The sequence below is a fragment of the Mesorhizobium sp. M0954 genome, assembly GCF_040319155.1.
Taxonomy (GTDB): domain Bacteria; phylum Pseudomonadota; class Alphaproteobacteria; order Rhizobiales; family Rhizobiaceae; genus Mesorhizobium.
Genome location: NZ_JAMYNR010000014.1, coordinates 1 through 23,528, shown reverse-complemented (window position 1 = coordinate 23,528; position 23,528 = coordinate 1). Strand labels below are relative to the sequence as shown.

Annotated in this window: 23 protein-coding genes; 7 read left to right on the top strand and 16 right to left on the bottom strand. The window is 62.1% G+C overall.

The genetic code is table 11. The annotated features are described in order from the left end of the window. Positions 1 to 59 precede the first annotated feature (59 nt). The 3 genes from NKH93_RS19885 to NKH93_RS19875 all read right to left on the bottom strand — a co-directional run bounded on the left by NKH93_RS19885 (position 60) and on the right by NKH93_RS19875 (position 3,094). The gene (locus NKH93_RS19885) at positions 60 to 347 is read right to left on the bottom strand and encodes a hypothetical protein (protein WP_352449563.1); all 288 of its coding nucleotides are present in this window, start codon (positions 345 to 347) and stop codon (positions 60 to 62) included. Between the two features lie 467 nt (positions 348 to 814). After that, complete coding sequence (locus tag NKH93_RS19880; protein ID WP_352971535.1) at positions 815 to 2,215, bottom strand: phospholipase D family protein; 1,401 nt, start codon at positions 2,213 to 2,215, stop codon at positions 815 to 817. 63 nt (positions 2,216 to 2,278) lie between these two features. After that, the gene (locus NKH93_RS19875; protein ID WP_302893445.1) at positions 2,279 to 3,094 is read right to left on the bottom strand and encodes an endonuclease/exonuclease/phosphatase family protein; all 816 of its coding nucleotides are present in this window, start codon (positions 3,092 to 3,094) and stop codon (positions 2,279 to 2,281) included. 182 nt (positions 3,095 to 3,276) lie between these two features. Between NKH93_RS19875 and NKH93_RS19870 the strand changes: the two genes are divergently transcribed. Next, positions 3,277 to 3,687, top strand: a complete 411-nt coding sequence (locus tag NKH93_RS19870; protein ID WP_352997830.1) for a DUF427 domain-containing protein — start codon at positions 3,277 to 3,279, stop codon at positions 3,685 to 3,687. Between the two features lie 31 nt (positions 3,688 to 3,718). On the opposite strand, the gene NKH93_RS19865 is transcribed toward NKH93_RS19870, so the two are convergent. From NKH93_RS19865 to ku, 4 genes are all read right to left on the bottom strand, one after another. After that, the gene (locus NKH93_RS19865; protein WP_352971531.1) at positions 3,719 to 4,135 is read right to left on the bottom strand and encodes an HD domain-containing protein; all 417 of its coding nucleotides are present in this window, start codon (positions 4,133 to 4,135) and stop codon (positions 3,719 to 3,721) included. A 128-nt stretch (positions 4,136 to 4,263) separates the two neighbouring features. Further along, positions 4,264 to 4,635: an avidin/streptavidin family protein gene (locus tag NKH93_RS19860; protein ID WP_352684395.1), complete on the bottom strand. Its 372-nt coding sequence runs from the start codon at positions 4,633 to 4,635 to the stop codon at positions 4,264 to 4,266. 75 nt (positions 4,636 to 4,710) lie between these two features. Then, entirely contained in the window at positions 4,711 to 6,054 is a 1,344-nt protein-coding gene (locus NKH93_RS19855) for a PAS domain-containing HWE histidine kinase family protein (RefSeq protein ID WP_352971707.1), read from the bottom strand. A gap of 150 nt (positions 6,055 to 6,204) precedes the next feature. Continuing rightward, complete coding sequence (ku, locus tag NKH93_RS19850) at positions 6,205 to 7,038, bottom strand: non-homologous end joining protein Ku (protein ID WP_352971530.1); 834 nt, start codon at positions 7,036 to 7,038, stop codon at positions 6,205 to 6,207. A gap of 119 nt (positions 7,039 to 7,157) precedes the next feature. Between ku and NKH93_RS19845 the strand changes: the two genes are divergently transcribed. Continuing rightward, positions 7,158 to 7,622 (top strand): NUDIX hydrolase, encoded by a 465-nt coding sequence (locus NKH93_RS19845; protein WP_352971528.1) that lies wholly within the window; start codon positions 7,158 to 7,160, stop codon positions 7,620 to 7,622. A gap of 54 nt (positions 7,623 to 7,676) precedes the next feature. On the opposite strand, the gene NKH93_RS19840 is transcribed toward NKH93_RS19845, so the two are convergent. Further along, entirely contained in the window at positions 7,677 to 8,279 is a 603-nt protein-coding gene (locus NKH93_RS19840) for an alpha-ketoglutarate-dependent dioxygenase AlkB (RefSeq protein WP_352971526.1), read from the bottom strand. Between the two features lie 111 nt (positions 8,280 to 8,390). On the opposite strand from NKH93_RS19840, the gene NKH93_RS19835 reads away from it, so the two are divergent. Then, positions 8,391 to 8,606, top strand: coding sequence for a KTSC domain-containing protein (locus NKH93_RS19835; protein WP_352473055.1), 216 nt, complete (start codon positions 8,391 to 8,393; stop codon positions 8,604 to 8,606). 16 nt (positions 8,607 to 8,622) lie between these two features. On the opposite strand, the gene NKH93_RS19830 is transcribed toward NKH93_RS19835, so the two are convergent. Next, the gene (locus tag NKH93_RS19830; RefSeq protein ID WP_352971523.1) at positions 8,623 to 9,804 is read right to left on the bottom strand and encodes an acetate/propionate family kinase; all 1,182 of its coding nucleotides are present in this window, start codon (positions 9,802 to 9,804) and stop codon (positions 8,623 to 8,625) included. Beyond that, positions 9,804 to 12,215: a phosphoketolase family protein gene (locus NKH93_RS19825; RefSeq protein WP_352539871.1), complete on the bottom strand. Its 2,412-nt coding sequence runs from the start codon at positions 12,213 to 12,215 to the stop codon at positions 9,804 to 9,806. The genes NKH93_RS19830 and NKH93_RS19825 overlap by 1 nt, the downstream gene beginning before the upstream one ends. 301 nt (positions 12,216 to 12,516) lie before the next feature. Here NKH93_RS19825 and NKH93_RS19820 point away from each other — a divergent pair, with 301 nt between their 5' ends. Both NKH93_RS19820 and NKH93_RS19815 read left to right on the top strand, forming a co-directional pair. Then, positions 12,517 to 14,517 (top strand): protein-L-isoaspartate(D-aspartate) O-methyltransferase, encoded by a 2,001-nt coding sequence (locus NKH93_RS19820; RefSeq protein WP_352971520.1) that lies wholly within the window; start codon positions 12,517 to 12,519, stop codon positions 14,515 to 14,517. 48 nt (positions 14,518 to 14,565) lie between these two features. Further along, complete coding sequence (locus NKH93_RS19815) at positions 14,566 to 14,811, top strand: hypothetical protein (RefSeq protein ID WP_023720508.1); 246 nt, start codon at positions 14,566 to 14,568, stop codon at positions 14,809 to 14,811. 117 nt (positions 14,812 to 14,928) lie between these two features. Here the strand turns inward: NKH93_RS19815 and NKH93_RS19810 are convergent, their stop codons facing one another. The 4 genes from NKH93_RS19810 to NKH93_RS19795 form a co-directional block, all read right to left on the bottom strand. Continuing rightward, positions 14,929 to 15,420, bottom strand: coding sequence for a DUF1772 domain-containing protein (locus NKH93_RS19810; RefSeq protein ID WP_352971518.1), 492 nt, complete (start codon positions 15,418 to 15,420; stop codon positions 14,929 to 14,931). Between the two features lie 102 nt (positions 15,421 to 15,522). Then, positions 15,523 to 17,061 (bottom strand): SpoVR family protein, encoded by a 1,539-nt coding sequence (locus NKH93_RS19805; protein WP_352971516.1) that lies wholly within the window; start codon positions 17,059 to 17,061, stop codon positions 15,523 to 15,525. Beyond that, positions 17,061 to 18,383 (bottom strand): YeaH/YhbH family protein, encoded by a 1,323-nt coding sequence (locus tag NKH93_RS19800; RefSeq protein WP_352971514.1) that lies wholly within the window; start codon positions 18,381 to 18,383, stop codon positions 17,061 to 17,063. The genes NKH93_RS19805 and NKH93_RS19800 overlap by 1 nt, the downstream gene beginning before the upstream one ends. A 19-nt stretch (positions 18,384 to 18,402) precedes the next feature. Beyond that, on the bottom strand, positions 18,403 to 20,352 hold the full coding sequence (locus NKH93_RS19795) for a PrkA family serine protein kinase (RefSeq protein WP_352449545.1): 1,950 nt from the start codon (positions 20,350 to 20,352) through the stop codon (positions 18,403 to 18,405). 270 nt (positions 20,353 to 20,622) lie between these two features. Here NKH93_RS19795 and NKH93_RS19790 point away from each other — a divergent pair, with 270 nt between their 5' ends. After that, on the top strand, positions 20,623 to 20,784 hold the full coding sequence (locus NKH93_RS19790; RefSeq protein WP_292655465.1) for a hypothetical protein: 162 nt from the start codon (positions 20,623 to 20,625) through the stop codon (positions 20,782 to 20,784). Between the two features lie 16 nt (positions 20,785 to 20,800). Here NKH93_RS19790 and ocd read toward each other — a convergent pair whose 3' ends face one another. Further along, on the bottom strand, positions 20,801 to 21,868 hold the full coding sequence (gene ocd / locus NKH93_RS19785; protein ID WP_352971512.1) for an ornithine cyclodeaminase: 1,068 nt from the start codon (positions 21,866 to 21,868) through the stop codon (positions 20,801 to 20,803). Positions 21,869 to 21,871: 3 nt separating this feature from the next. Next, positions 21,872 to 22,792 carry an arginase gene (gene rocF, locus NKH93_RS19780; protein WP_352473047.1) on the bottom strand — a complete coding sequence of 307 codons (921 nt, stop codon included), beginning with the start codon at positions 22,790 to 22,792 and terminating at the stop codon, positions 21,872 to 21,874. Between the two features lie 119 nt (positions 22,793 to 22,911). Here rocF and NKH93_RS19775 point away from each other — a divergent pair, with 119 nt between their 5' ends. Further along, positions 22,912 to 23,358, top strand: a complete 447-nt coding sequence (locus NKH93_RS19775) for an Lrp/AsnC family transcriptional regulator (RefSeq protein WP_352971510.1) — start codon at positions 22,912 to 22,914, stop codon at positions 23,356 to 23,358. The last annotated feature ends 170 nt before the right edge of the window (positions 23,359 to 23,528 follow it).

The following is a 23,528-nucleotide window of genomic DNA, read 5'->3' as shown; positions in this document are numbered from 1 at the left end:
ATCGGACAATAGGCCGAAGCGGCGCACCTCGTGATGCCTTGCCTGCGCTCGGACCGGCCTCATACGGCCCGCTTTTGCCCGGCCGCCAGCGTAGAAATCTTTTGGCCGTGGCCGTTGAGTTGCCGGGCCTCGTCCTCGGCTGCGTCTTCAAGCTTGGCGACGAGCAGGTCCTTGAGGTCGCCGACCTCTTCCTCGATGTCTTCGATGGGTACGCCGGCATCGGCAGCCTCTTCCTTGCATTCCCTGGCGAGGATTTCCGCCTCCCTTTCAAGCTTGATCGGAGGCGGCGGCACATGAACGTTTTCGTGGATCCAGTCCTGCAAGAATTCTATCGCACTATCACTCATGGCGCTCACCTATAGCGGCAACCTGTAGTGCACATTAACGTACGTGCTGCAAAATGGATGCTTGGCAACGCCGGATTTCGAATAGCGATACTTGACGATAGCGTGATCGCCCTAAGGGCTAGAGCTTCTGCAGCCAAATGGGATTATCGGCGTCGCGGAAATGCGGCTAGCCAGACAGTCGGAGCGGGATCATTCTGCCCTTAGGACGTATTGCGCCGCCGCGCCGGTGCTGCTCGATTAGGATCGCCTGACGGCCGAACATCGTCATCCGCAGCAGCCGGTCGTGCCGGCCACTCGGCGGCGCGGTCGGCGCGCATTTTGCGTTTATGCGCCATCCAGAACGGCAAGAGCTCAGCAAGAAAACTGTATATCGTGGTCTTCATCGGCATGCTCCGGACACGGGTTACAACTCGTGATCCCCGAGTTCCGTTCCGACAAAGAGTTCCGTTCCGACAAATCCGTCGCTTCTACAATTGCGATTCGATCGGCAGGCACCCAACCAGCGCTGCAACGATGCGCCGATAGAGACTGGCCTCCGGTTCACGCGAATATTGCCGCATCTCGCCATCCGCCATGCCGAGCCACCGCAAGGCGCCTTTGTCCAAGACCAGCTGATAGCTCGTCTGCGGTGACTTTTCGTGCTCGAACAGCCGGCGCAACTCCATCACCAGATTGGCATCATGGAAAAGCACGCCCATTTCCGCATTCAACGACACCGAACGCGGATCGAAATTGAAGGAGCCGACAAACCCGAGCCTATCGTCGACCGTGAAGGCCTTGGTGTGGAGGCTGGCTCCCTTTGAACCGAAAACGGAAATGTTGGCCTGGCGGTCGAAGGGCTGCAATTCGAAAAGCTGGATACCTTTTTTAAGCAGCTTGCGGCGGCATTTGGCATAGGCGCCGTGCACGGCGGCGACGTCCGTCGCGGCGAGCGAGTTGGTCAGGATTGCAACCTCGGCGCCACGATCCACCAGCTTCGACAGGATGGCCAACCCGGTGCGGCTGGGGATGAAATAGGGCGAGACAATTTCGAGGCGCTGCCTGGTCGCCGCGATAGCGGGAAGCAGCTCTTTCGTCAGCCAGTTCCTGCGCCTTTTGCCGCGCACCTTTTCCGGCGGATCGGAAATGACACGAACGCCTTTGGTCCAGCAGACGTCGCTGTGCGCTGCAATGAACTCCGTGATCGTGCGCCAGGCACTGAGGCTGTTCAAAAGCTGGCCGTCCGCGGTCGCGTCGAGATTGTCGAGGAAATCGGCGCGCGAGCCCACCGCAGCCGGGTTGAGCAGCTGGATCGGCTTTGCCGCCTCGCAATTCCAGAACGCCTCGAATATCTGCATCGTCTGCCCTACGGCAGGACCGAGAAGCAACAGGTCGAGATCGCGAAAATTCGTCTCCGCAGCGTCGAAATAGGCATCGCCGATATTTCTTCCGCCGACGATGGCCAAGCCCTCATCGGCGATCCAGGCCTTGTTGTGCATGCGGCGGGTCATCGCAAACAGCCGGGCGACCATCTCCAGCGAGCGAAAGATGCTGCCGTTCCTCATGCCGCTGGGGTTGAACAGCCTCAGCTCGATGTTCTTGTAGCTGTTGAGCGCCAGGTAAGCAGCGTCGCTGTTGCGCGGATTGATATCGTCCAGCAGCATGCGGACGCGGACACCGCGCTCCGCCGCCTTGACGACCTCCTGCATCAGCAGCCGGCCGCTATGGTCGTCGTGCCAGAGATAGTACATCAGGTCGAGGCTGCTTGTGGCACTGCGCGCAGCAAGGATTCGCGCGGCAAACGCGTCATAATTGTCGGCGATCAGCAGCAGCCCGCTATTGCCGGCAGCGATCTTGTCCCGGGCAAACCGCGAGATGGCTGTATCCATGAAGTGCACCGATAAACATCAGCGAAGCAAACCGTCTGAAATCTGACTAACAACCCTTCAGGTTCATTCTGGTTGCAGCCGCGGCTGCCGTATCGCGTCCAGGTTCAGCCGGGCCTTGATCGGCAGATGATCGGAAGCCCGCTGCGCCAGCGGCGTCTTGTGCACCTCGATGCTGGAAATCAGGTGCGGCGGCCTGGCCAGGATGCGGTCGAGCGCAAACAGCGGAAAGCGCGACGGAAAGCTCGGCAGAACCGCATCGATCGGACCGAAATGCGGCAGCAGGGCCAGCAGCGAAGACCTGTTGCGGACGCGCCATTCGTTGAGGTCGCCGAGCAGGATTGTTGGCCGCAGAACCGGGTGCGTGGCTTCGACCAGCGCGTTGGCCTGCTGCGAGCGCGACCGCCGCAGCAAGCCGAAATGTGCGGCTATGATCCGGAGGGAGACGCCCTTCAGTTCCAGGTCCGCGATAACCGCACCGCGCGGCTCGAGGCCGGGCAGCCGGATCTGGTTCACGCTTTCGACCACGCCGCGGCGTGCCAGGATCAGATTTCCGTGCCAGCCATGGCTGCGGCGGTTTTCCGGGACATGGGTGGGGACGAGGTCGCTGTCCCGCTCGAGCGCTGCGAGATCCAGCAAACCCTGCCTGCTTCCGGTTCTTTCGTCGGCCTCCTGCAAAGCAATGATGTCGGCGTCGAGTTCCTTAACCACGGCCGCGACCCGCTCCGGATCGAACCTGCCGTCGGTGCCGACGCATTTGTGCACGTTGTAGGATGCGACCGTGGTGCACGAAATTTCATTGCCGGGTGCCGTAAACCGCGGCACTTCCCTTCGCAGCGCAGCGCCAAGCGACCTTGGAAGGGTAGGCGATCGATCCAGCATGTTATCCATTTGCTGTTGAGTCGGTGAGTGGCGGCCATTGCGATTATGGCGCGTGCGGAGGTCTGAAACAACGACGACCTTGCAGAACCGTTCCACCATCCGGGCTCGGCGCGCCGGCGGTCTGGAACCCTGACGGGCAACAACACGTTTCGGAAAGGCAGCGCAGTCAACGGAGAAGTCGAATGCAGTCCTTAGCCGCAGATTCCGCCCCCCGCCCAGGCCCGCTCAGGATTGTCCCGTTCGATGGAACCGTGACCGTCCGGTTCTCCGATGCCATTATTGCGTCGAGCGAGCGGGCAAAGCTGCTCTATGAAGACGGCCATGATCCTGTTTTCTACGTACCCTTCGAGGACATCTATTTCGACCTCTTGGAGAAGACGAACACGACGAGCCACAGCCCGCTGAAGGGCACGGCAAGCTATTGGCGGGTTCATGCGGTCGGTTCGTCGGCAGAAGACTTCATGTGGGCCTACGAGACGCCCGACACCCCGGCATTGGCGATCGCCCGCCACGGTGCGTTCGATCCCGGCAGGGCGCGGATCGACGCCGATCCCGCGGAAGACAAGCGGCACACGCCGCACGTCACCGAGTAGACCTACATCGGCGACAGCCGCCAGCTGTCCGTCAACTCGCGAACTCTTCCCTGAGAATGCGCAGGCCGTCTTCGTATTTCGCTGTCGAGGCACCGATCTGCCGTGCCTGCCATAGATTGTCGGCGAGATCGGCGCGCTTGACCGGCAATGCCAGCGGGTTGGCCGCAGCCCTGCGAACGAACGCGGGATCGCCCTCGTTCGGCCGCCGCGTCATGGCAGCGACGGCCGATACGATGGATGGCCCGAACCCGGCCGCCTCAAGCCGGTCGCGGTTCCAGCCGTCGCCTTTTTCGATGACGTCGTGAAGATAGGCGATGGCTTTCTGGTCGAGCGTTTCGACGGCATCGACGACCCGGCGGCAATGTTCGATATAAGGCCGCCCTGTCTTGTCCGTCTGCCCGGCATGAGCCTGTTCGGCGATTTTCGCTGCGCGATAAAGCACGCTCATTGGGTCGACCCCGTAACGAACAGCGCATGTCCTGGCTAACGCGCCATCGTCAGCGCGAGTTCCGATGCACCGCGGGAACCCTGCTGCCTCACTTGCGAGCTGAATGCCGCGGCGGCGGGCCCGACACGTCAGGAGACGCGTTCAAAACTGTCGAGGCTGGTTCCAAAGGCGCGCCAGGCGGGGAGTTTCCTGGCTCGGGCCGGGGCACCTTCCTTTTCCGCCGACAAAGCAGCATCCGCAACGGTGTGCCACAGCATCTCCAGCTTCCCGTTCCTGCGGATGCCGGTATAGCTCACCGCCGCGGCTCCGACCCGCCCTTCGGCCGCGCAGGTGAATCCGATGACGTCTCCATGGCAGGCTCCGAACAGCGGCACGGTCATGCCGAAGAAGGCGCTGTCCTCTAGCGCCGTCCTGAAGGTTCCGCTGATCCGTCCGCCCTCTTCGGTGGTCAGTTCGACCACCGACCCGTACTGATTCCGCCAAGTGCCCAGCCAACTCATCGCTGCTCCTCCTGATTGCTACCAAAGGGATTGCGTTGCCACACGGCCGCCAAGCCGCGGCCGGTGTAGCGGCCTTCAATCAGCCGCGATGCCAGCCATCGACATCTGAACGAAGCGCAGCGGCGCTTCCAGCGTCCAGGTGATGCCGTGCCTGGCGAATTCCAGGCGGCCGGTGCCGCTGAGCGCCTGCGGCGTGACGCGTTTGAGCACAACCGTTCCGAAACCGCGTCGCGTGTTTTCATCCACCAATGGCCCGTCCAGTTCCCGCCAGACAAGGCGGAAGCCGTCGCTGCCATCGGCGGCTGGCGTCACGGTCCATTCGACTTCGACCCGTCCGTCATGGTGCGACAGCGCTCCGTGCTTTACCGAATTGGTGGCCAGCTCGTGAAAGGCAATGCCGAGATATTGCACGGCGTTCGGCTGCAGCATGATCATCGGCCCGCTCATCGACAGCCGGGCCTGTGTCGCGAAGGCCTTGGTCTGGGCATGGATCAATTCGCCGATGGTCGCGCCACGCCATTCCGCATCGACCAGGAGGTCGTGCGATTCCGAAAGCGCCATGATGCGTTCCCGGACCCGTGAAAGGAAGGCCTCTGGCGTACCCGCCAGCTTGCTGGTCTCGCGGATCATCGAGACGATCACCGAATACTGGTTTTTAACGCGATGGTTGACTTCGCGCATGAGTGTGCGGATGCGCCGTTCGCTTTCCTTGTGGGGGCTGATGTCGCGCGCGATCTTGGAGGCGCCGATGATACGCCCGATGCCGTCGCGTATCGGCGAGATGGTGAGCGAAACCGGAACCAAGGTGCCGTCCTTGCGCTGCCGAATAGTCTCGTATGAAGGAATCCGTTCGCCGGCGCGAATGCGGCTGATGATCATGGCTTCCTCATCCAGGTGGTCGGGCGGGATGAGGATCGTCACCGGGCGCCCGATCGCCTCGGCGGGCGTATAGCCGAACAGGCGTTGTGCCGCGTCGTTCCAGCTGGTGATAATGCCGTTCAGGTCTTTGGACACGATGGCGTCCATCGAGGATTCGACGATGGCGGCGAGCCTTATGCCGGCGTCGTCGGCCAGCGTCTGCACGCGCAGGTCGAGCAGGGTGTTGATGGCGCCGACAACCTCGCCGGCTTCATTGCGAAGCAGGACCGGATGCGCACTGAACGGGATGAGTTGGCCGTCCGGCCGCTCGGCGATCGCCCGGCCCCCACGAACGTCCCGCTCCTCCAGCAAGGCAACGGCCATCGGACATTCGTCATGCGCCATCGGTCGCCCATCAAGGTGGCGAAGCTTCCATGAACCGCACCAGCGGTCCTGGCCAAGCATCGGACGATGTCCCCAGAGATCGGCAGCGGCTTCGTTGAAGAAGGTGATGTAGCCTTGTTTGTCGGTAGTGTAGACGGCCACAGGCAACGCCTGCATCAGATCGGCGGAGGAAACTTGCGGGATTCCGCCAGTCCTTAGTTCAACGACGTCCACCAGTCCCCCGCTCCGCTTGGCTTGCCGACGGATTGCTACGTCATCTAAATGCGCGCGAGCGTTTTCGGTTCCGTTCGATCCGCTTTCGGACATTCAGGCTGATTTGCGTTTCGGGGCCGCTCTCGGCTTTTTGCTGGGAGCCTTGCCCCCTTCCTGCGCCAGGCTTTTGCGCAGAACATCGGCGAGATTGATGACGTTCGTCTTGGGCTCAGGTGCCGGCTTGGGCGGTTTCTTGCCCTTGCGCTTGGCCTCGATCATTGCAACCAGCGCCTTTTCATAAGTATCTTCGAACTTCGACGGGTCGAATTTGGCCGGCTTCTTGTCGATCAGCAGTTGCGCGATTTCCAGCATCTCGGGATCGACCTTGCGAGCCTTCAGCCCTTCGAACACCGCGTCCGCCGCGACCACTTCATTGTGGTTGCGTAGTTCCGTCATTACCATGCCCTTGCCAAGCGGCTGGATCAGCACCTCTCGGCCACGCTGGTACAGCACGACGCAGGAGCGGGCTGCCACTTTCTTCCTGGCCATGGCGTCCCGGATCACCGCGAAAGCCTCCGTGGAGGGCGCGTCGGCCGGAACCAGATAATAGGGTTTTTCGAGGTAGCGTGCGTCGATTTCGGCGGCGGGCACGAACTCGCCGATCTCGAGCGTATGCTGCGATACCATCTTCAGTTTCTTGATTTCGTCCGGCTCTATATGGATGAACTCGCCCTTTTCGACCTCATAGCCTTTTACCTGCTCCGCCGCCTCGACCGTGTCGCCGGTCTCCTCGTCGATATAAGCGCTCTTGACCGGGAGACCGTCCTTGCGGTTCAGGATCCTGAAATGCACTTTCTCGGCCTCGCTGACGGCGCCGATGATCTTGACGCCACAGGAAACCGATCCGACTTTCATAAAGCCCTTCCAGGCAGCTCGCGGCGTCGCCATGTCGATCACTCATTTGTCGAACGGACGGAACGGCTGCGAGCCGAAATCGTTCCGCCATGGCAGGCTGTTCCATATGCCGGCCCGGACGTTCGTTTCAGTTTCGTCAGGGGAATAGCGGGATGGCCCAACGCAGCGCAGGATTGCTCATCTTTCGCCGAAGGGAAGGACATCTCCAGGTCTTGCTGGTGCATCCGGGCGGACCATTCTGGGCGAAGAAGGACGACGGCGCATGGTCGATCCCGAAGGGCTTGGTCGACGAGAACGAGGACGACCTGGCGGCAGCAAAACGCGAGGCCGAAGAGGAGCTAGGCGTCGCCATCGATGGCGTTTTCGAACACCTTGGCAGCTACAGGCAGCCGGGCGGCAAGCTCGTCATCGCATGGTGCGTCGAGGCGGATTTCGACAGCGACGCCATCAACAGCAACACCTTCGTCATGGAATGGCCGCCAAGGTCCGGCTCGATGAAGGAATTTACCGAAGTCGACAGAGCGGGCTGGTTCTCCCTGCCTGAAGCCAACCTCAAGATCCTGAAAGGCCAGCGCGCCATGCTGGCGGAGTTTGCCGGTCGGCATGGCGACGGATGAATTTGTTTCAGCCCAGTTCTTAAGGGCAGTGCTCGGGCTTGCTCCCGCTCTGCTTTAAGCGCGTTGCGGCCGCAGCGTGCGCAACGTGATCGAATAGCGGTGCTCGGCAACCGGCGGAATGCTGTGCTCCCATTCGTTGCGCGCAGCACCCGTCATCAGATAGGCCGATCTTGGATCGACGGTGACCGTCTTGCGGTCCCATCGCGTGCCGTTTTTCCGGCGCAGGCGGAAGCTGCAGGCGGCCAGCAGCGAAACGCCGGCGACCGCCTTGAAATGAGGCTTGTCGCGGTGCCAGCCGATACCGGCGCCCGGCCGGTACTCGTTGATCAGCACCTGCACGAAGGTTTCGGCGGGCAAGCGGGCAAAGGCTGCAACCTTTTCCCTGAGCGGCAGCAGAAAGCCGGGTATCGGCGGTGCCTCGACGACTTCGCCCCGGTCGTAATCATAACGCTGCCCAAAACCGACCACCCGCCGGTTTGCCAGATGGCCATAGAAGTCGAAGGGCTGAAAAGGCAGGGTTGCGAGCTGGCTCGCCAACGCTGCCTCCTCGTCCGGCGTGATCAGTTCGGGCTGGTAGCGGAATCCTTCCGGCAGGTCGTCGGCGGCGGCAAAGAGATCGCCCTGGCGGGTTGCAGCCGATGTCTTGAGCGGTGGCATCAACCGTATTTGGTGAAGCCGGCCCGTAGCGGCAAGGCTACTTCGGCAGGAAGGAACCTCGCTCTCCGTGCAGGGTTATTCACACGACGGCGTGGATTGGACCTGTTGAGAATGCCTTCAACTGCGATCAGAAGCATCGATTACCAGCCGGCGACGAGGGTACTCTCCGTATGGTTCGTCCCGAGCGGAAACCGCTATGATTACGAGGACGTGCCGCCGCAGGTCCACGCGGCATTCCGCAAAGCCTCGTCGAAGGGCCGGTTCTTCAACGCGCATATTCGCGACCGGTACAAATACCATCTGGTCGAGCAGAGCCATTCGAGCTGAGCCGAGGCCATCCGCCTCAGCCGGGCCCCTCCATCACCTTGCGCGTGTGGCGGGCGATCACACCTTCCTCGTCGGTCGCCACGACGCGGACTTCCACTTTGCTCTCCGCCTGGCTCATCAGCGCGGCATGAGAGCTGTTGGCGGCCTCGTCGATCGCCACGCCGAGCCAGTCAAGCCTGTCGCAAATCGCTTTACGGGCCGTGGCCGAGTGCTCGCCGATGCCGCCGGTGAACACCAGGCATTCCAGCCCGCCCAGCGTGTTGGCGAGGGCGGCAACTTCCCTGGCGGCGCGGAAGGCGAAAAGCTCCACCGCTTCGCGGGCCCGGCGGTCGTCGCTGGCCTCCAGCGTGCGCATGTCGCCGGAAATGCCGGACACGCCGAGCAGGCCGGATTCCTCGTAGAGCATGTCTTGCAGCGCCTCTCCGGAAACGCCTCTTTCCAGCAGCAGGTACAAAAGCACGCCCGGATCGATGGCGCCGCAGCGTGTGCCCATGACCAGGCCATCAAGCGCCGAAAAGCCCATCGTCGTATCGACGCTTCGCCCGTCGCGCATGGCGCACAGGCTCGCCCCGTTGCCGAGATGGGCGACGATGGTTCTTTTCGCCGCCAGATCGGGCGATATCTGCTTGAGCCGGCCGGCAACATATTCGTAGGAAAGCCCGTGAAAGCCGTAGCGGTGGATGCCGTCCGCCTCGTAGCGGCGCGGCAGCGCAAAACGGCTGACCAGAGGCTCGATGGTCCGATGGAAGGCCGTGTCGAAGCATCCGACCTGCGGCAGGTCGGGCCGCAGCGCGGCAAGCGCCCGGATTGGTGCGAGGCTGCGTGGCTGGTGCAATGGCGCAAGCGGGGTCAGCCTGTCGAGAGCCTCGATAACTGTCGGCGTCAGGCGGACAGGTTCGACGAACTCGCGTCCGCCATGGACGATGCGATGGCCGGCGGCGATCAACTTCCTTCCGCCAAGTTCGTTCTCGATCCACTGCAGCATCTGGCCGAGGCCCATGTCGCGTGATGCGTCCGCGGTAAGTGGCCGATCGCACTGCAGCTCCCCATCGGCGGCTTTCGCGGTCAGCCTTGGCGCATCGCCCAGATCCAGCGAACCGCGCGAGGCAAGATCCGGCTCGGCGGACGCTGCAAGGTCGTAAAGTCCGAACTTGATGCTGGACGAGCCGGCATTCAACGCAAGGATCGATCGTCGCATCAATCGCCGGCCCTCGTCGCGCCGTCCTGCGGCCAGGACCATTTCTGGATCTCGGGCATGTCCTCGCCATGTTCGCGGACATAGGCCGTATGCTCAGCCAATTTCCCATGCAGCGCCGCGGCAAGCTCCTTCGCCCGCTCGGCCAGCCCCGGCACGCGCGCGATCGCAGCGAGCGCCAGATGATAGCGGTCGAGCTGGTTGAGCACGACCATGTCGAACGGCGTCGTCGTCGTGCCTTCCTCGCGAAAGCCGTGCACATGCATGTTGTCGTGATTGGCGCGCCGGTAGGTCAGACGGTGAATGAGATAGGGGTAGCCGTGATAGGCGAAGATGACCGGCTTGGCCCTGGTGAACAGTGCGTCGAATCTGTCGTCGGCAAAGCCATGCGGATGCTCGGAATTCGACTGCAAGATCATCAGGTCGACGACATTGACGACGCGGATCTTCAGGTCCGGAATGCCCGAGCGCAGGATGTCGGCTGCGGCAAGCGCCTCCAGTGTCGGCACGTCGCCAGCGCAAGCCAGGACCACATCCGGTTCTTCGCCCTTGGCAACCGTCCCGGCCCATTCCCAGATGCCGGCGCCGGCCTGGCAGTGCGCTTCCGCGTCCTCGGCCGACAGCCATTGCGGCGCCGGCTGCTTGCCGGCGACGATGACGTTGATGCGGTTGTAGGTTTTCAGGCAATGGTCGGTGATCCACAGCAGCGTGTTGGCGTCGGGCGGGAAATAGAGCCTGACCGTGTCGGCCTTCTTGTTGGCGACGAAATCGGCAAAGCCCGGGTCCTGATGGCTGAAGCCGTTATGATCCTGCCGCCAGACATGCGAGGTCAGCAGGTAGTTGAGTGAGGCGATCGGCTTGCGCCAGGCAAGCTCGCCGGAGGTCTTCAGCCATTTGGCATGTTGGTTGACCATGGAATCGACGATGTGGACGAACGCCTCATAGCACGAGAACAGGCCATGGCGGCCGGTCAGCAGATAGCCCTCCAGCCAGCCTTGGCAAAGATGCTCGCTGAGCACTTCCATGACGCGACCGTCACGGGAAAGATGGACGTCGTAGGGCTCGATCCGCTCCATCCAGACCCGGTCCGTAACCTCGAACACGTCGTCGAGGCGGTTGGAGGACGTCTCGTCCGGTCCCATCAGCCGGAAATTCCTGGCATCGGCGTTCAAGCGGATCACGTCGCGAAGATAGCTTCCCACGGTCCGCGTCGCCTCTCCGACAGCGCCGCCGGGACGCTGTACGTCGAGCGCCAGGCCTCTCCACTCGGGCAGCACCAGGTCTTGTTTCAGCAGGCCGCCATTGGCGTAGGGGATTGCGCCCATTCGTCTTGGTCCTGTCGGCGCTAGCGCCGCGAGCTCCGCCAGGAGATGGCCGCCTTTGTCGAACAGTTTTTCCGGCTCGTAACTGCGCATCCAGTCTTCCAGGATCTGGCGGTGCGCCGCATCGCCGCGTGCATTCGACACCGGCACTTGGTGCGAACGCCAGAAATCCTCGACTCGTCTGCCGTCGACCTCTTTCGGCCCGGTCCAGCCCTTTGGGCTGCGCAGCACGATCATCGGCCACAGCGGCCGGTCTCCCTTCCAGCCCGCGGCTCGTGCCGGCTCCTGGATGGAGTGGACCCGGTCGAGCACCGTATCGAGCGTGCGGGCCATCTCGCGATGCATCGCGGCAGGTTCATGACCTTCGACAAAAAAGGTTTCGTAGCCATAGCCGAGGAACAGGCTGCGCAACGCCTCGTCTTCCATGCGGCCGAGGATCGTCGGGTTGGCGATCTTGTAGCCGTTGAGATGCAGGATCGGCAGGACGGCACCATCGGATGCCGGGTTCAGGAACTTGTTGGAATGCCAGGCCGCGGCGAGCGGGCCGGTCTCGGCTTCGCCGTCGCCGACGACGCAGGCAACGACAAGGTTCGGATTGTCGAAGGCGGCGCCGAAGGCATGGACCAGCGCATAGCCGAGTTCTCCGCCTTCGTGGATCGAGCCGGGCGTCTCCGGAGCGGCGTGGCTCGGCACTCCGCCGGGAAACGAGAACTGCCGGAACAGCTTTCGCAGGCCGTCTTCGTCCCCGCCGACCTCGGGATAGATTTCGCTGTAGGTGCCCTCGAGCCAGGTGTTCGCGACCATTGCCGGGCCGCCGTGACCCGGACCGCAGATGAACAGGACATCGAGACCACGTTCACGGATGATCCGGTTCAGATGCACATAGATGAAATTGAGGCCGGGCGTCGTGCCCCAATGGCCGAGCAGCCGCGGCTTGATGTGCTCGGGCCGCAAGGGCTCGCGCAAGAGCGGATTGTCGAGCAGATAGATCTGGCCAACCGAGATGTAGTTCGCGGCGCGCCAGTAGCGGTCCATCAGATCGATCTGGTCAAGGCCGGTCGTGTGCGCAGCGGTGCGGGCCTCGTCGTTCATGGAAATGCCTCCGGAATACCCTCGTCCGTCGTTATCTGGAGTGGCGTCGCGTCGGAGAAAGGATTTGCCTCGAAATAAGTTTGGGCGGCGCGGCCGGCGCCCGCTTGTCGATCCTGCAACGCGCCTCGCCAGACAAAAGCGGGTCGGTCTTTTGGGGAACCTCGGGGCTTGCCAACGGTTAGGAAGATGCACCGCATTGCTTGAATCCAAGGGGACCGCCGAGGCCCTGAGATATGAGCCGGCCGAAGTGCCGTTGAGCAGGTTGGGCGATTGCAGCGGAAGCCCTAGGAGGAGCAGAAAGATGCTCGATCTCTCCCATGCCCGCAACCAAATGGTCGATATCCACCTGAGCCGCCGTGGCATTCGCGACCGCAATGTCCTTCTAGCGATGCGCGAGGTCCCGCGCGAGGCTTTCGTCGAGCCTGGTTTCGAAGAATTCGCCTATGAGGACGGGCCGCTGCCGATCGCCGAAGGTCAGACGATATCGCAGCCCTATATCGTTGCACTCATGATCGAAATGGCGGAGATCGGAGCCGGTGACCACGTCCTCGAGGTCGGCACCGGATCAGGCTATGCGGCTGCCGTGATGAGCCGGATCGTCGAACGCGTCTACACGATCGAGCGCCACGCCGCGTTGGCTGAAACGGCAAGGCAGCGGTTCAAGAAGCTTGGCTACGACAATATCGAAGTCCGCACCGGCGACGGCACCAAGGGCTGGCCCGAGGCGGCACCCTTCGATGCGATCCTGGTTGCGGCCGCCGGACCCGGCGCACCTCTCGCTCTGCAGGAACAGCTCGACGTCGCCGGCCGGCTTGTCATCCCGGTCGGCGACGAATTCGACTCGCAGCGTCTGCTCAAGGTCACCCGGACCGGCGCAGCAACTTACACCGAGGAGGATTTCGGCGGCGTGCGGTTTGTTCCGCTGATCGGCGAGCAAGGCTGGGGCGAGCCAGGCAGCGACAGCCAGATAGCGGCCGCGCTTCCGCACCGGCATCAGCGCAGGAGCAGCCTGCCGCAGATGATCGCGGCCGCCGCCGAGCCGCTTCCGGATTTCGACGATCCGGCCTTCGGTGCGCTGTTCGACCGGTTTGCCGACCGCCGCGTCGTCTTGCTCGGCGAAGCCAGCCACGGCACGTCGGAGTTCTACCGCGCGCGCGCCGCGATCACTCGCAGGCTGATCGAGAAGCATGGCTTCACCATCGTCGCGGTCGAGGCCGACTGGCCCGATGCCGCGGCGATCGACCGTTACGTCCGCCATCGGCCGCCGCGGCCAGGCGCCGCGCCGCCCTTCCAGCGCTTTCCCACCTGGATGTGGCGCAACACCGACGTCGCGGCGTTCGTCGACTGGATGCGAGTGCGTAATGAGCGGATCAGCAAATCCTCCCGGCGGGCCGGATTCTATGGCCTAGACATCTACAATATGGGCGGATCGATTGCGGCGGTCCTGCAATATCTCGACCGGGTCGATCCGCAGGCGGCGAGGATCGCGCGCGAACGCTATGGCTGCCTGACGCCGTGGCAGAACGACCCGGCCACCTATGGCCGTGTCGCACTCACCTCCGGTTACCAGAAATGCGAGAAGGCCGTGCTCGAGCAATGCCGGGAATTGCTTTCCAGAGAGCTCGACTATGCGCAGCAGGACGGTATCGATTTCCTCGACGCCACCCAGAACGCCCGCCTGGTCGCCTCCGCCGAGCGCTATTACCGCACCATGTATTATGGCGGCGCGCAATCCTGGAACCTGCGCGACACCCACATGTTCGAAACGCTGGAGCACCTGCTGCAGGCCCGCGGCCCGAATGCCAAGGCGGTGGTGTGGGCACATAATTCCCATATCGGCGATGCCCGCTATACCGAAATGGGGATCGTCAGGGACGAACTGAATATCGGCCAGCTCTGCCGCCAGCGTTTTGGCGACGAGGTTGCCTTGATCGGGCTCAGTACGCATTCCGGGACGGTGGCCGCCGCCACCGACTGGGACGGCGACATGGAAGTGAAACCGGTTCGGCCCTCCCACAACGACAGCTATGAGCGGCTTTGCCACGACAGCGGCGTCTCGCCTTTCCTGCTCGACTTCGAGCGCGACGACACGCTGCGCGAACGGCTTCTGGAGCGCCGGCTGGAACGCTTTATCGGCGTCATCTACCGGCCCGAAACCGAGCTCCACAGCCATTATGCGGACGCCTCGCTCGCCCGCCAGTTCGATGCTTTCGTCTGGTTCGATGAAACCAGTGCCGTGACGCCGCTTGGGCCGGAACATGCGGGGACAGGCCTTCCCGAGACCTATCCTTTCGGGCTGTAGTGAATTTGGACCCTGGGAAAGCGGAAAATCAAAAGAAGGAGGTCACCGATGGCCGGAAAAAAGACTCATGAGCAGCAATTGCGCATCATCGAAGAGCGCGAGAACACCAAAAACGCCGGCAAGGATTTCGACGCGGAAGCGGATTTGAAAAAGACCAGGCAAGAGCGCGAGGCGTTCCGGCGCGGTGCCGAGCTCAGATCGGACCCGAAGGATATTGCCGATCCCGACGATCGCAACATCATCCGCGGCGAGCACCAGGAAAGCGCCCACAACAAGCATCGCGCCGACCGCTGAACGGCCGGATCGCTTGACGTTAAGACAATACGGCGCCGGCTCCGTTCCCTGATCTGACGGATGCAGCGTTCGTGGCCGCAAAATTGGCGGACGAGGGCGCCGTCTTGATCCCTGGGGCTACTCGGCAAAAAATGTCGCGGCGACAGCAATTGAGACGAGGCTCAGTATCGCCAGGCCTGCCCTGGCGACATGCGAAGCCTCCCAGACGTTGCGCAAATCTCTCCAGTCGCCGGTCTGCTTTCGAGATAACATTGAAAAGAACGTCGCGGCGGATTTCGGCAGGGCAGTGTCTTGCACCCAGAAATTATTGACGGGGTGCGTGACCAACCAATAGGTCGCGTGCTCCGCCAGCAACGAGACAAACGCCGCCAAGGTCCACCAGAATCGTGCGCTTGGATAGGGCGTCAGGTAAAGCAGGACGGCGAGTGCAATGATGCCGCCGATCTCGGCGAACCCGCCGATCGTGAAGCCGGGATAGTAGATCGCCTGCACTGATCTGTAGGTGGCCTCCTTGAGGCGCAACTTGCCGGGCAATTCCAGAGCGTGCGCGAGCGAGAGCGCCATCGAGACGGCGACCAGCAGAAGCGTGGCGATCGTCAATGCGCGCATGTTCCTGCTCCCGACCATGCCCTCGTGGTGCGCGCGTAGATAGGGTGGTTGGTGATCCGGTAAAGGCAACGACACCCGACTTCGCCGGCAAGTCCGGTTCGGTCATTCCCCGATCTGGCTGGTCGACCGTTCGTGGACTGTGGCGCCGGTCTGCGCGTCGACCGCGACCATGCTGACCTCGTAGCCCCAGAGCTTGCGGATATGCCGCAGTGTGGCGTCGCGGCTGCCGCCTTCCAGCACTATGCCGTCCTTGACCTTATGCTGCAGGCGCAGATACCGGTCGCCGAGCAGGTCCACGTCCACCACCTGGATGTCCGGCCGGCTGGCGCCGATATCGTAGCTGTGGGCGAGTGCGGCGCGGATGCTCTCGTAGCCGCGCTCATTGTGTATCGAGGCGACTTCGTAGTGCGGATCGTTGGCCGCATCGGCAAGCACAAAGAACCGCCATTTCCGGATCAGGGTAGGGCTCAGATACTGGCGGATGAAGGACTCGTCGCGATGGTTGGCCCAGGCGTCCAGCAGGGTCTGGCGCCAGTCGCCATTGCCGGCGATATCGGGAAACCAGTCGCGGTCCTCGGCGGTCGGCGCGGTCGAGATGCGCTGGATGTCCTGCATCATGTCGAGGCCCAGCGCGTAAGGGTTGATACCGGAAAAGCGCGGATCGTCGAAGCCCGGCTGGAAGATCACATTCGAATGGTTGCGCAGGATCTCCAGCATGGCACCTTCGCCGATCAGGCCGCGGTCGAACAAAAGGTTCATCAGCGTGTAATGCACGAAGGTGGCGCAGCCCTCGTTCATCACCTGCGTTTGGCGCTGCGGATAGAAATACTGCGCGATGACGCGGACAATCCGGATGACCTCACGCTGCCAGGGTTCCAGGATCAGGCTGTTCTTCTCCAGGAAATAAAGCAGGTTTTCCTCGGGCAGCTTGAGCGATTTCTTGCGCTCCGCCATGATGTCCGTCTCGCGGGGCTTGGCGCCGTCCTTCGAAGGCGGCAGCGTGCGCCATAGGTCGTTGTAGGAACGCTCCTCGTATTCCAGGCGCTCGCGAACGCCCTCGCGCTGCTTTTCCGACGACAGCTTCGGCGGCCGGTGATATCTGAACACGCCCTGCTCCATCAGCGCATGTGCGGCATCGAGGATCTCTTCCACCGCATCGACGCCATGCCGCTCCTCGCAGCGGGCAATGTAACCCTTGGCGAAGTCGAGATAACTGAGGATGGCGCTGGCGTCCGTCCACTGCTGGAACAGATAATTGTTCTTGAAGAAATGGTTATGGCCGAGTGCCGCGTGCGCCGTCACCAGGGCCTGCAAGGCCATGGTGTTTTCTTCCATCAGATAGACGATGCAGGGATTGGAATTGATGACGAGTTCATAGGCAAGCCCCCGTCCGCCTTTGCGATAGAGCAATTCCTGGTAGAGGTAGTGCTTGCCGAAGGACCAGTGCCGGTACATCAGCGGCATGCCGACCGAGGAATAGGCGTCGAGCATCTGTTCGGACGAGATTATCTCCATCTGTACCGGATAGACGTCGAGGTGGAGCTCTTCGGTGGCGATCGCCTCGATGGTCTCGTAAGCGCGCGACAGCGTCCTAAAATCCCATTCGGAACCGGAAAACAACAACCCGGATCTGCTCGCCATCAGCCCCCTCTTTCACCGCTCTTTTGATAACCCTGCTGTCTGGCGAAGAGCTGGCGGAAAACCGGGTAGATGTCGGCCGCCGTGGCGATGCGGCTCATCTGGAAGTTCGACCACCTCAGCTTGACCGCACTGTAGGCACGCCACAGCGACGTGCCGTTGTCGGTGGCGCCGAAGATGTGGCTCTCGCGCTCGTCGAGGATCTCGACATAGGCAAAATACTGGCAAAGCCGCATGATCTGTTCGTCGAGCAGGGTGATGCAGCGCTCCGAATCGGTGACGAAATTGTCGCCGTCCGAGGCCTGGGCGACATAGATGTTCCATTCGCGGCTGGGATAGCGCTGCTCGACGATGCGGTGCATCTCCTCGAGCGCCGTGGAAACCACCGTGCCGCCGCTCTGGGTGTTGTAGAAAAAGGTCTCCTCGTCCACCTCCTGCGCCTCGTGCGTGTGGCGGATGAAGACCACCTCGGTCCGGTCGTAGCGCCGTTTCAGGAACAGGTGCAGCAGCACGAAGAAGCGCTTGGCCAGATCCTTCTCGCGTTCGCCCATCGAGCCGGACACGTCCATCAGGCAGAACATCACCGCATTGGCATTCGGCACCGGCTGGGCGTCGAAGCGGTTGAAGCGGATGTCGACCGGGTCGACATAGGCGATTCGCTTGCGGCGGCGCTCCAGTCGCTCAAGCTCTTCCTGCAGCGCCACGATGCGCTGGCGCATCTCGGCGTTCTGCGGCTTCGCCTCCAGCGACGTGATCTCCTGCGCGATTGCGTCGAGTTCCTCCTGCTTGGGGCGCCGGAGTGCTATGCGGCGGCCATGGCTGTTGCGCATCGTGCGCCCGACATTGATGTTGGTCGGCGAGCCGGTCGCGGCGAAGCCGGCCCGGCGCGGCTTGAAAGCGAGGATCTCCTTGAGGTTGAGCTTGACCATGTCCGGCAGTTCGAGGTCTTCGAAAAAGAGGTCGAGAACCTCTTCGCGCGACAGCACGAAACGGAAATCGTCCTCCGATTCGGTTCTTCCCGGGGCTGATCCCATGCCGCCGCCCTGGCCGGGCTTGGGCAGCCGGTCGCCTGGGGTGAAATGCTTGTTGCCGGGCAGGACGTGCTGGCGGCTGCCGCTGTTCCTGGCATCGTTGAAGCTCGGCTCGCCGGTACCCCGCACCGGCATCGAAACGGCATGCTCGGCGTCCACGTCGGCGATCTTGCCGGCGCGGATCTGATCGCGGATGGTGCGCTTCAACTCTTCGCGCGCCCGCCGCAGGAAACGCTGCCGATTGCCGAGGCTTTTGTCCTTCGGGTTCAGTCGGCGATCAATGAAGATCGGCATATGTTACCCCGGGCTGGCTTCAACCCGCCTTGTTCACCCGCATGTACCAGTCCACCAGCCGGCGGACCTGGCGCTCGGTGTAGCCGCGCTGGATCATCCGCTGCACGAATTCGGTATGCCGCTTCTCCGTCACGCTGTCCTGCTTGGAGCCGAAGCTGATCACTGGCAGCAGGTCCTCGACCTGCCCGAACATCCGCTTCTCGATGACTTCGCGCAGCTTCTCATAGCTTGTCCATGACGGGTTGCGGCCATGGTTTCTGGCCCGCGCGCGCAGCGTGAACTTCACCACTTCGTTGCGGAAGTCCTTGGGATTGGCGATGCCGGCCGGCTTTTCGACCTGCGACAATTCGTTGTCCAAGACCTCGCGATTGAGGATCTGGCCGGTATCGGTATCCTTGTAGTCCTGATCCTCGATCCAGGCATCGGCGTAGGCGATATAGCGGTCGAACAGGTTCTGGCCGTATTCGCTGTAGGATTCCAGATAGGCCTTCTGGATCTCGTGGCCGATGAACTCGGCATAACGGGTGGCCAGCTCCGACTTTATGAAATCGAGATAGTCCGCCTCGGTCTCCTTCGGGAACTGCTCGCGCTTGATCGCCTCTTCAAGGATGTACATCAGATGCACCGGATCGGCCGCCACCTCTTCGGTGTCGTAATTGAAGGTCTGCGACAGGATCTTGAAGGCGAAGCGGGTGCTGACGCCGGTCATGCCTTCGTCGACGCCGGCGGCGTTTCGGTATTCCTGGACCGACTTCGCCTTGGGATCGGTTTCCTTGAGGTTCTCGCCGTCATAGACGCGCATCTTGGTGTAGAGCGGCGAATTGTCGTGTTCGGCCAGGCGGGTCGAGACGGTGAACCGGCTGAGGATATCGAGCACTTCCGGAGCGCAGGGGCTGTTAGCCAATTCGCTTTCGCGCAACAGCTTCTCGTAGATCTGCCGCTCTTCGGTGACGCGCAGGCAATACGGCACCTTGACCACCAGGATGCGGTCGAGGAACGCCTCGTTGTTCTTGTTGTTCTTGAACTGCAGCCATTCCGATTCGTTGGAATGGGCAACGATGATGCCCTGATAGGGGAAAGCGCCGAAATTCTCGGTGCCGTTGTAGCTGCCTTCCTGGGTGGCGGTCAGCAGCGGATGCAGCACCTTGATTGGCGCCTTGAACATCTCGACGAATTCGAGCAGCCCTTGCGTCGTCCGGTTCAGCCCGCCGCTATAGGAGTAGGCGTCCGGATCGGACTGGCTGAAGTTTTCCAGCTGCCTGATGTCGACCTTGCCGACCAGGGCCGAAACGTCCTGGTTGTTCTCGTCGCCCGGCTCGGTCTTGGCAATGCCGATCTGGCGCAGCCTGGACGGCATCAGCTTGACGACGCTGAATTTGGAGATGTCGCCGGACAATTCGTCGAGGCGCTTGGCCGCCCAGGGCGAGATCAGGCCGTTCAGTCGCCGTCGGGCGATGCCGTATTTGTCCTCCAAAAGGTCGCCCATGCGGTCGGGGTCGAACAGCCCGAGCGGCGATTCGAAGACCGGGCTGACCTGGCCGCCGACCTTCAGCGTATAGATCGGACGCTGCTCCATCAGCCTTTTCAGCTGCTCCGCAAGCGAGGACTTGCCGCCGCCGACCGGGCCAAGCAGATAGAGGATCTGCTTGCGTTCCTCGAGCCCTTGCGAGGCATAGCGGAAATAACCGGCGATACGCTCGATCGTATCCTCCATGCCGTAAAAGTCGGCGAAGGTTGGATAGATCTTGATCGTCCGGTTCGAAAAAATACGACCGAGCCGCTCGTCCTTGCTGGTATCGACAAAGGTCGGCTCGCCGATCGCCTCGACCATCCGCTCGGGTGCCGAGGCGTACATCGACTTGTCCTCGCGGCAGGCAAGCAGATATTGCTGGAGGCTTATCTCCTCCTGAGCCGCATTCTTGTAAACCTCGGAAAACAGATCGAAGACGTCGGATTGATTCTCACGCATGGTATTCCTAGCCCCGGAGCCGGTGTGGCTGCACGTTTGTCTCTTGAACAACCAAATGTCAGAAAGCCCTTGTGGTTCCCTTCACTTCGCAGAGAGTGCATGTGATCGAAGGATAAGAGTCTAGATAAGGACATCCTGAGTGCAGACAAGGCGTGCAACGTCCTGACCGAGGCATAAAATCCTGAATTGCACCGCGCCCCGCTGACGACTCCCAACAAGACGGAGGAACGGTTCGGGTCCTTCCCGGTTGTGAGGGAAAGGAGACGGTCGATGTCTGGGAATAGTTTGTGGTTGCTCGTTGTTGCAGGCGGTCCACTGCTGCTGGCAATCCTGATCGCCTACGCCCTGCTCACGCAGCGCCGTCGCGGCCCGGCGGAGCGCAGGGAAAGCGAGCGCGCCACCGAGCGCCTGTATCAGGAAAAGAAGGACTGACCGACAGGATCGCAGCTCAGCTGCCGGCGGCCGCCAGCCCGGTCGCTTTTTCGGCGCGCAGCAGCATGCCAAACAGGTCACGCGGCTCATCGGGATCGGCCAGAAGGTCTAGTTCCTCGTAAAGGCCGGTCCGCTGAAGCTGATCGCGAACGTAACGCAACGCGGAAAAATCCTCGATCGCAAAGCCGACGGAATCAAACAATGTGATCTGTCGGGCGTCCGTCCGGCCTGCTGCCTTTCCTGTCATCACCTGCCACAATTCGGTGACCGGATGATCCGCATCGAGCTGCTGGCTCTCGCCTTCGATGCGCGTCTGCGGCGGGTATTCGACGAAAATATCCGAGCGCAGCAGAATGTCGCGATGCAGCTCGGTCTTGCCCGGGCAATCGCCGCCTACCGCATTGATGTGCACGCCGGATCCCACCATGTTGTCGGTCAGGATTGTTGCCGACCGCTTGTCGGCGGTAACCGTGGTGATGATCTCTGCACCCTCAACGGCCTCCTGCGCCGACGCGCAGAGCTTGATGTCGAAGCCCAGGCCGGCAAGGTTCTTCATGCATTTGGTCGAGGCCGCCGGGTCGATATCGTAGAGACGCAGCCTGTCGACGCCAAGCAGCGCCTTGAAGGCAATGGCCTGGAATTCCGATTGCGCGCCATTGCCGATGATCGCCATGCAACTGGCGGCCTCTGGAGCGAGGTATTTCGCCGCGACGGCCGAGCTTGCGGCGGTTCTGAGCGCCGTCAGGATGGTCATTTCCGAAAGCAGCATCGGATAGCCGTTGCCGACATCGGCAAGCACGCCGAAAGCGGTCACGGTCTGGCGGCCGTCACGCGTGTTCTTCGGATGCCCGTTGACGTATTTGAAGCCGTAAAGCTGCCCGTCGCTGGTCGGCATCAGCTCGATGACGCCGTCAATGCTGTGCGAGGCGACGCGCGGCGTCTTGTCGAACAGCTCCCAGCGCCTGAAATCCTCTTCGATATAGGCGGCAAGCTCGACCAGAAAGCGCTCGATGCCGATGGCAAGCACCAGCTTCATCATGCGGTCGACGCTGACGAACGGGACGATGTTCAAATTGACGGTCATGGCTCAGAACCCCCTCGTCGGGCGGTCCATGATCCGCCGGCCCATCAGGCTTGCGGTCAGGTCAACCAAAAGCGTGGCGGTGCGGCCGCGCTCGTCAAGAAATGGGTTGAGCTCGACCAGGTCGAGACTGGTGACGAGGCCGCTGTCATGTAGCATTTCCATCGCCAGATGCGCCTCGCGGAAGGTGGCGCCGCCGGGAACGGTGGTGCCCACCGCCGGGGCGATCGACGGGTCGAGAAAATCGACGTCGAGGCTGACATGGAGCATGCCATTGGCGGCGCTCACCCGTTCGAGAAAGGCGCGAAGCAGTTGCGCTATGCCGTGCTCGTCGATCGAACGCATGTCGTGGACCGTCACGCCGGCTCTGCGCAATGCATCCCGTTCCGCCAGGTCCACGCTGCGGATCCCCAGCGCGCATATGCAAGCCGGCTCCACCTGTGCTGCAAGCCGGGGGAAATAGCCCTCGAAGCCGGGCTGCCCGCTGGCATAGGCCAGCGGCACGCCATGCAGATTGCCGCTGGTCGTCGTGTCGAGCGTATGAAAATCGGGGTGGGCGTCGAGCCACAGCACGAAGAGCGGCCGACCGGCATTCGCCGCGCGGCGGGCTATGCCGGCGAGCGTGCCGGCCGAAATGCTGTGGTCGCCGCCGAGAAAGATCGGCATCGCATCGGCGCTTGCGGCATAGGCAGTTTCGCTGATCGCTGCCGTCCAGGCGGCGATTTCCGGCAGCGCCTTCACCGCCGCGTTGCCGTGTACGACAGGGCGCATATCGGCAGGGACAATCGTTCCGAGGTCGGTCAGCGTATGGCCAAGCTCGGTCAGCGCGCCGGCCAGACCTGCCGTGCGAAGCGCGCTCGGCCCCATCTCGCAGCCCATGCGGCCTGAGCCGGCCTGGATCGGCGCCCCAACGATCGTGCAATGCATTTGTCATACCCCGCCAATTACGATGGCTTTATTGAAGCCGGCATCGCTGGCAGAATGAACATGTCAAATTGGCAAATTTGTCGAAGTGCCTTACCATAGCGGCAGCATCTACTTCCGTTGTGAGCAAACATGACCGTCTCGATGAGCAGATCATCACCTCTTTGCGGCACGACGCCCGGCGCAGCATTTCCGACCTTGCCGTTAGCCTGGGTGTCTCCCGGGCAACGGTAAGGTCCCGGATCGAGCGACTTGAAAGAGACGGCGTCATCGTCGGCTACACGGTCATTCTACGCGCCGACGCGGTCGATCAGCGGGTGCGTGGCATCATGATGATCGAGATCGAGGGCCATGCCGCCGATCGCGTCATCCGGGCGCTGGGCGGCTTCTCCGAGGTCTCGACCATCCACACCACCAATGGCCGGTGGGACCTGGTGATAGAACTCGGAACCCAGACGCTGAGCGAGTTCGATGCGGTGCTGAGACGTATCCGGCTGATTCCCGGAATTACCGGCAGCGAAACAAGCCTGCTCCTGGCAACGCCGCGCACCACCAAGGCGCGGCTGTGATCTTCGCCCTTGACCTCCAGCGGCAATGAAATCCCAAGCCAGGGAACCTTCAATTGCCGCCGCGGTTAGAGTATCCGTGTTGGTCAAGGGAGAGATGGTGTCCAGGTCCGATTGTCCCTGAGTAGTGCGTTTGCGAGGATGATGAGCTTTCGCATGATGGCTGTGATGGC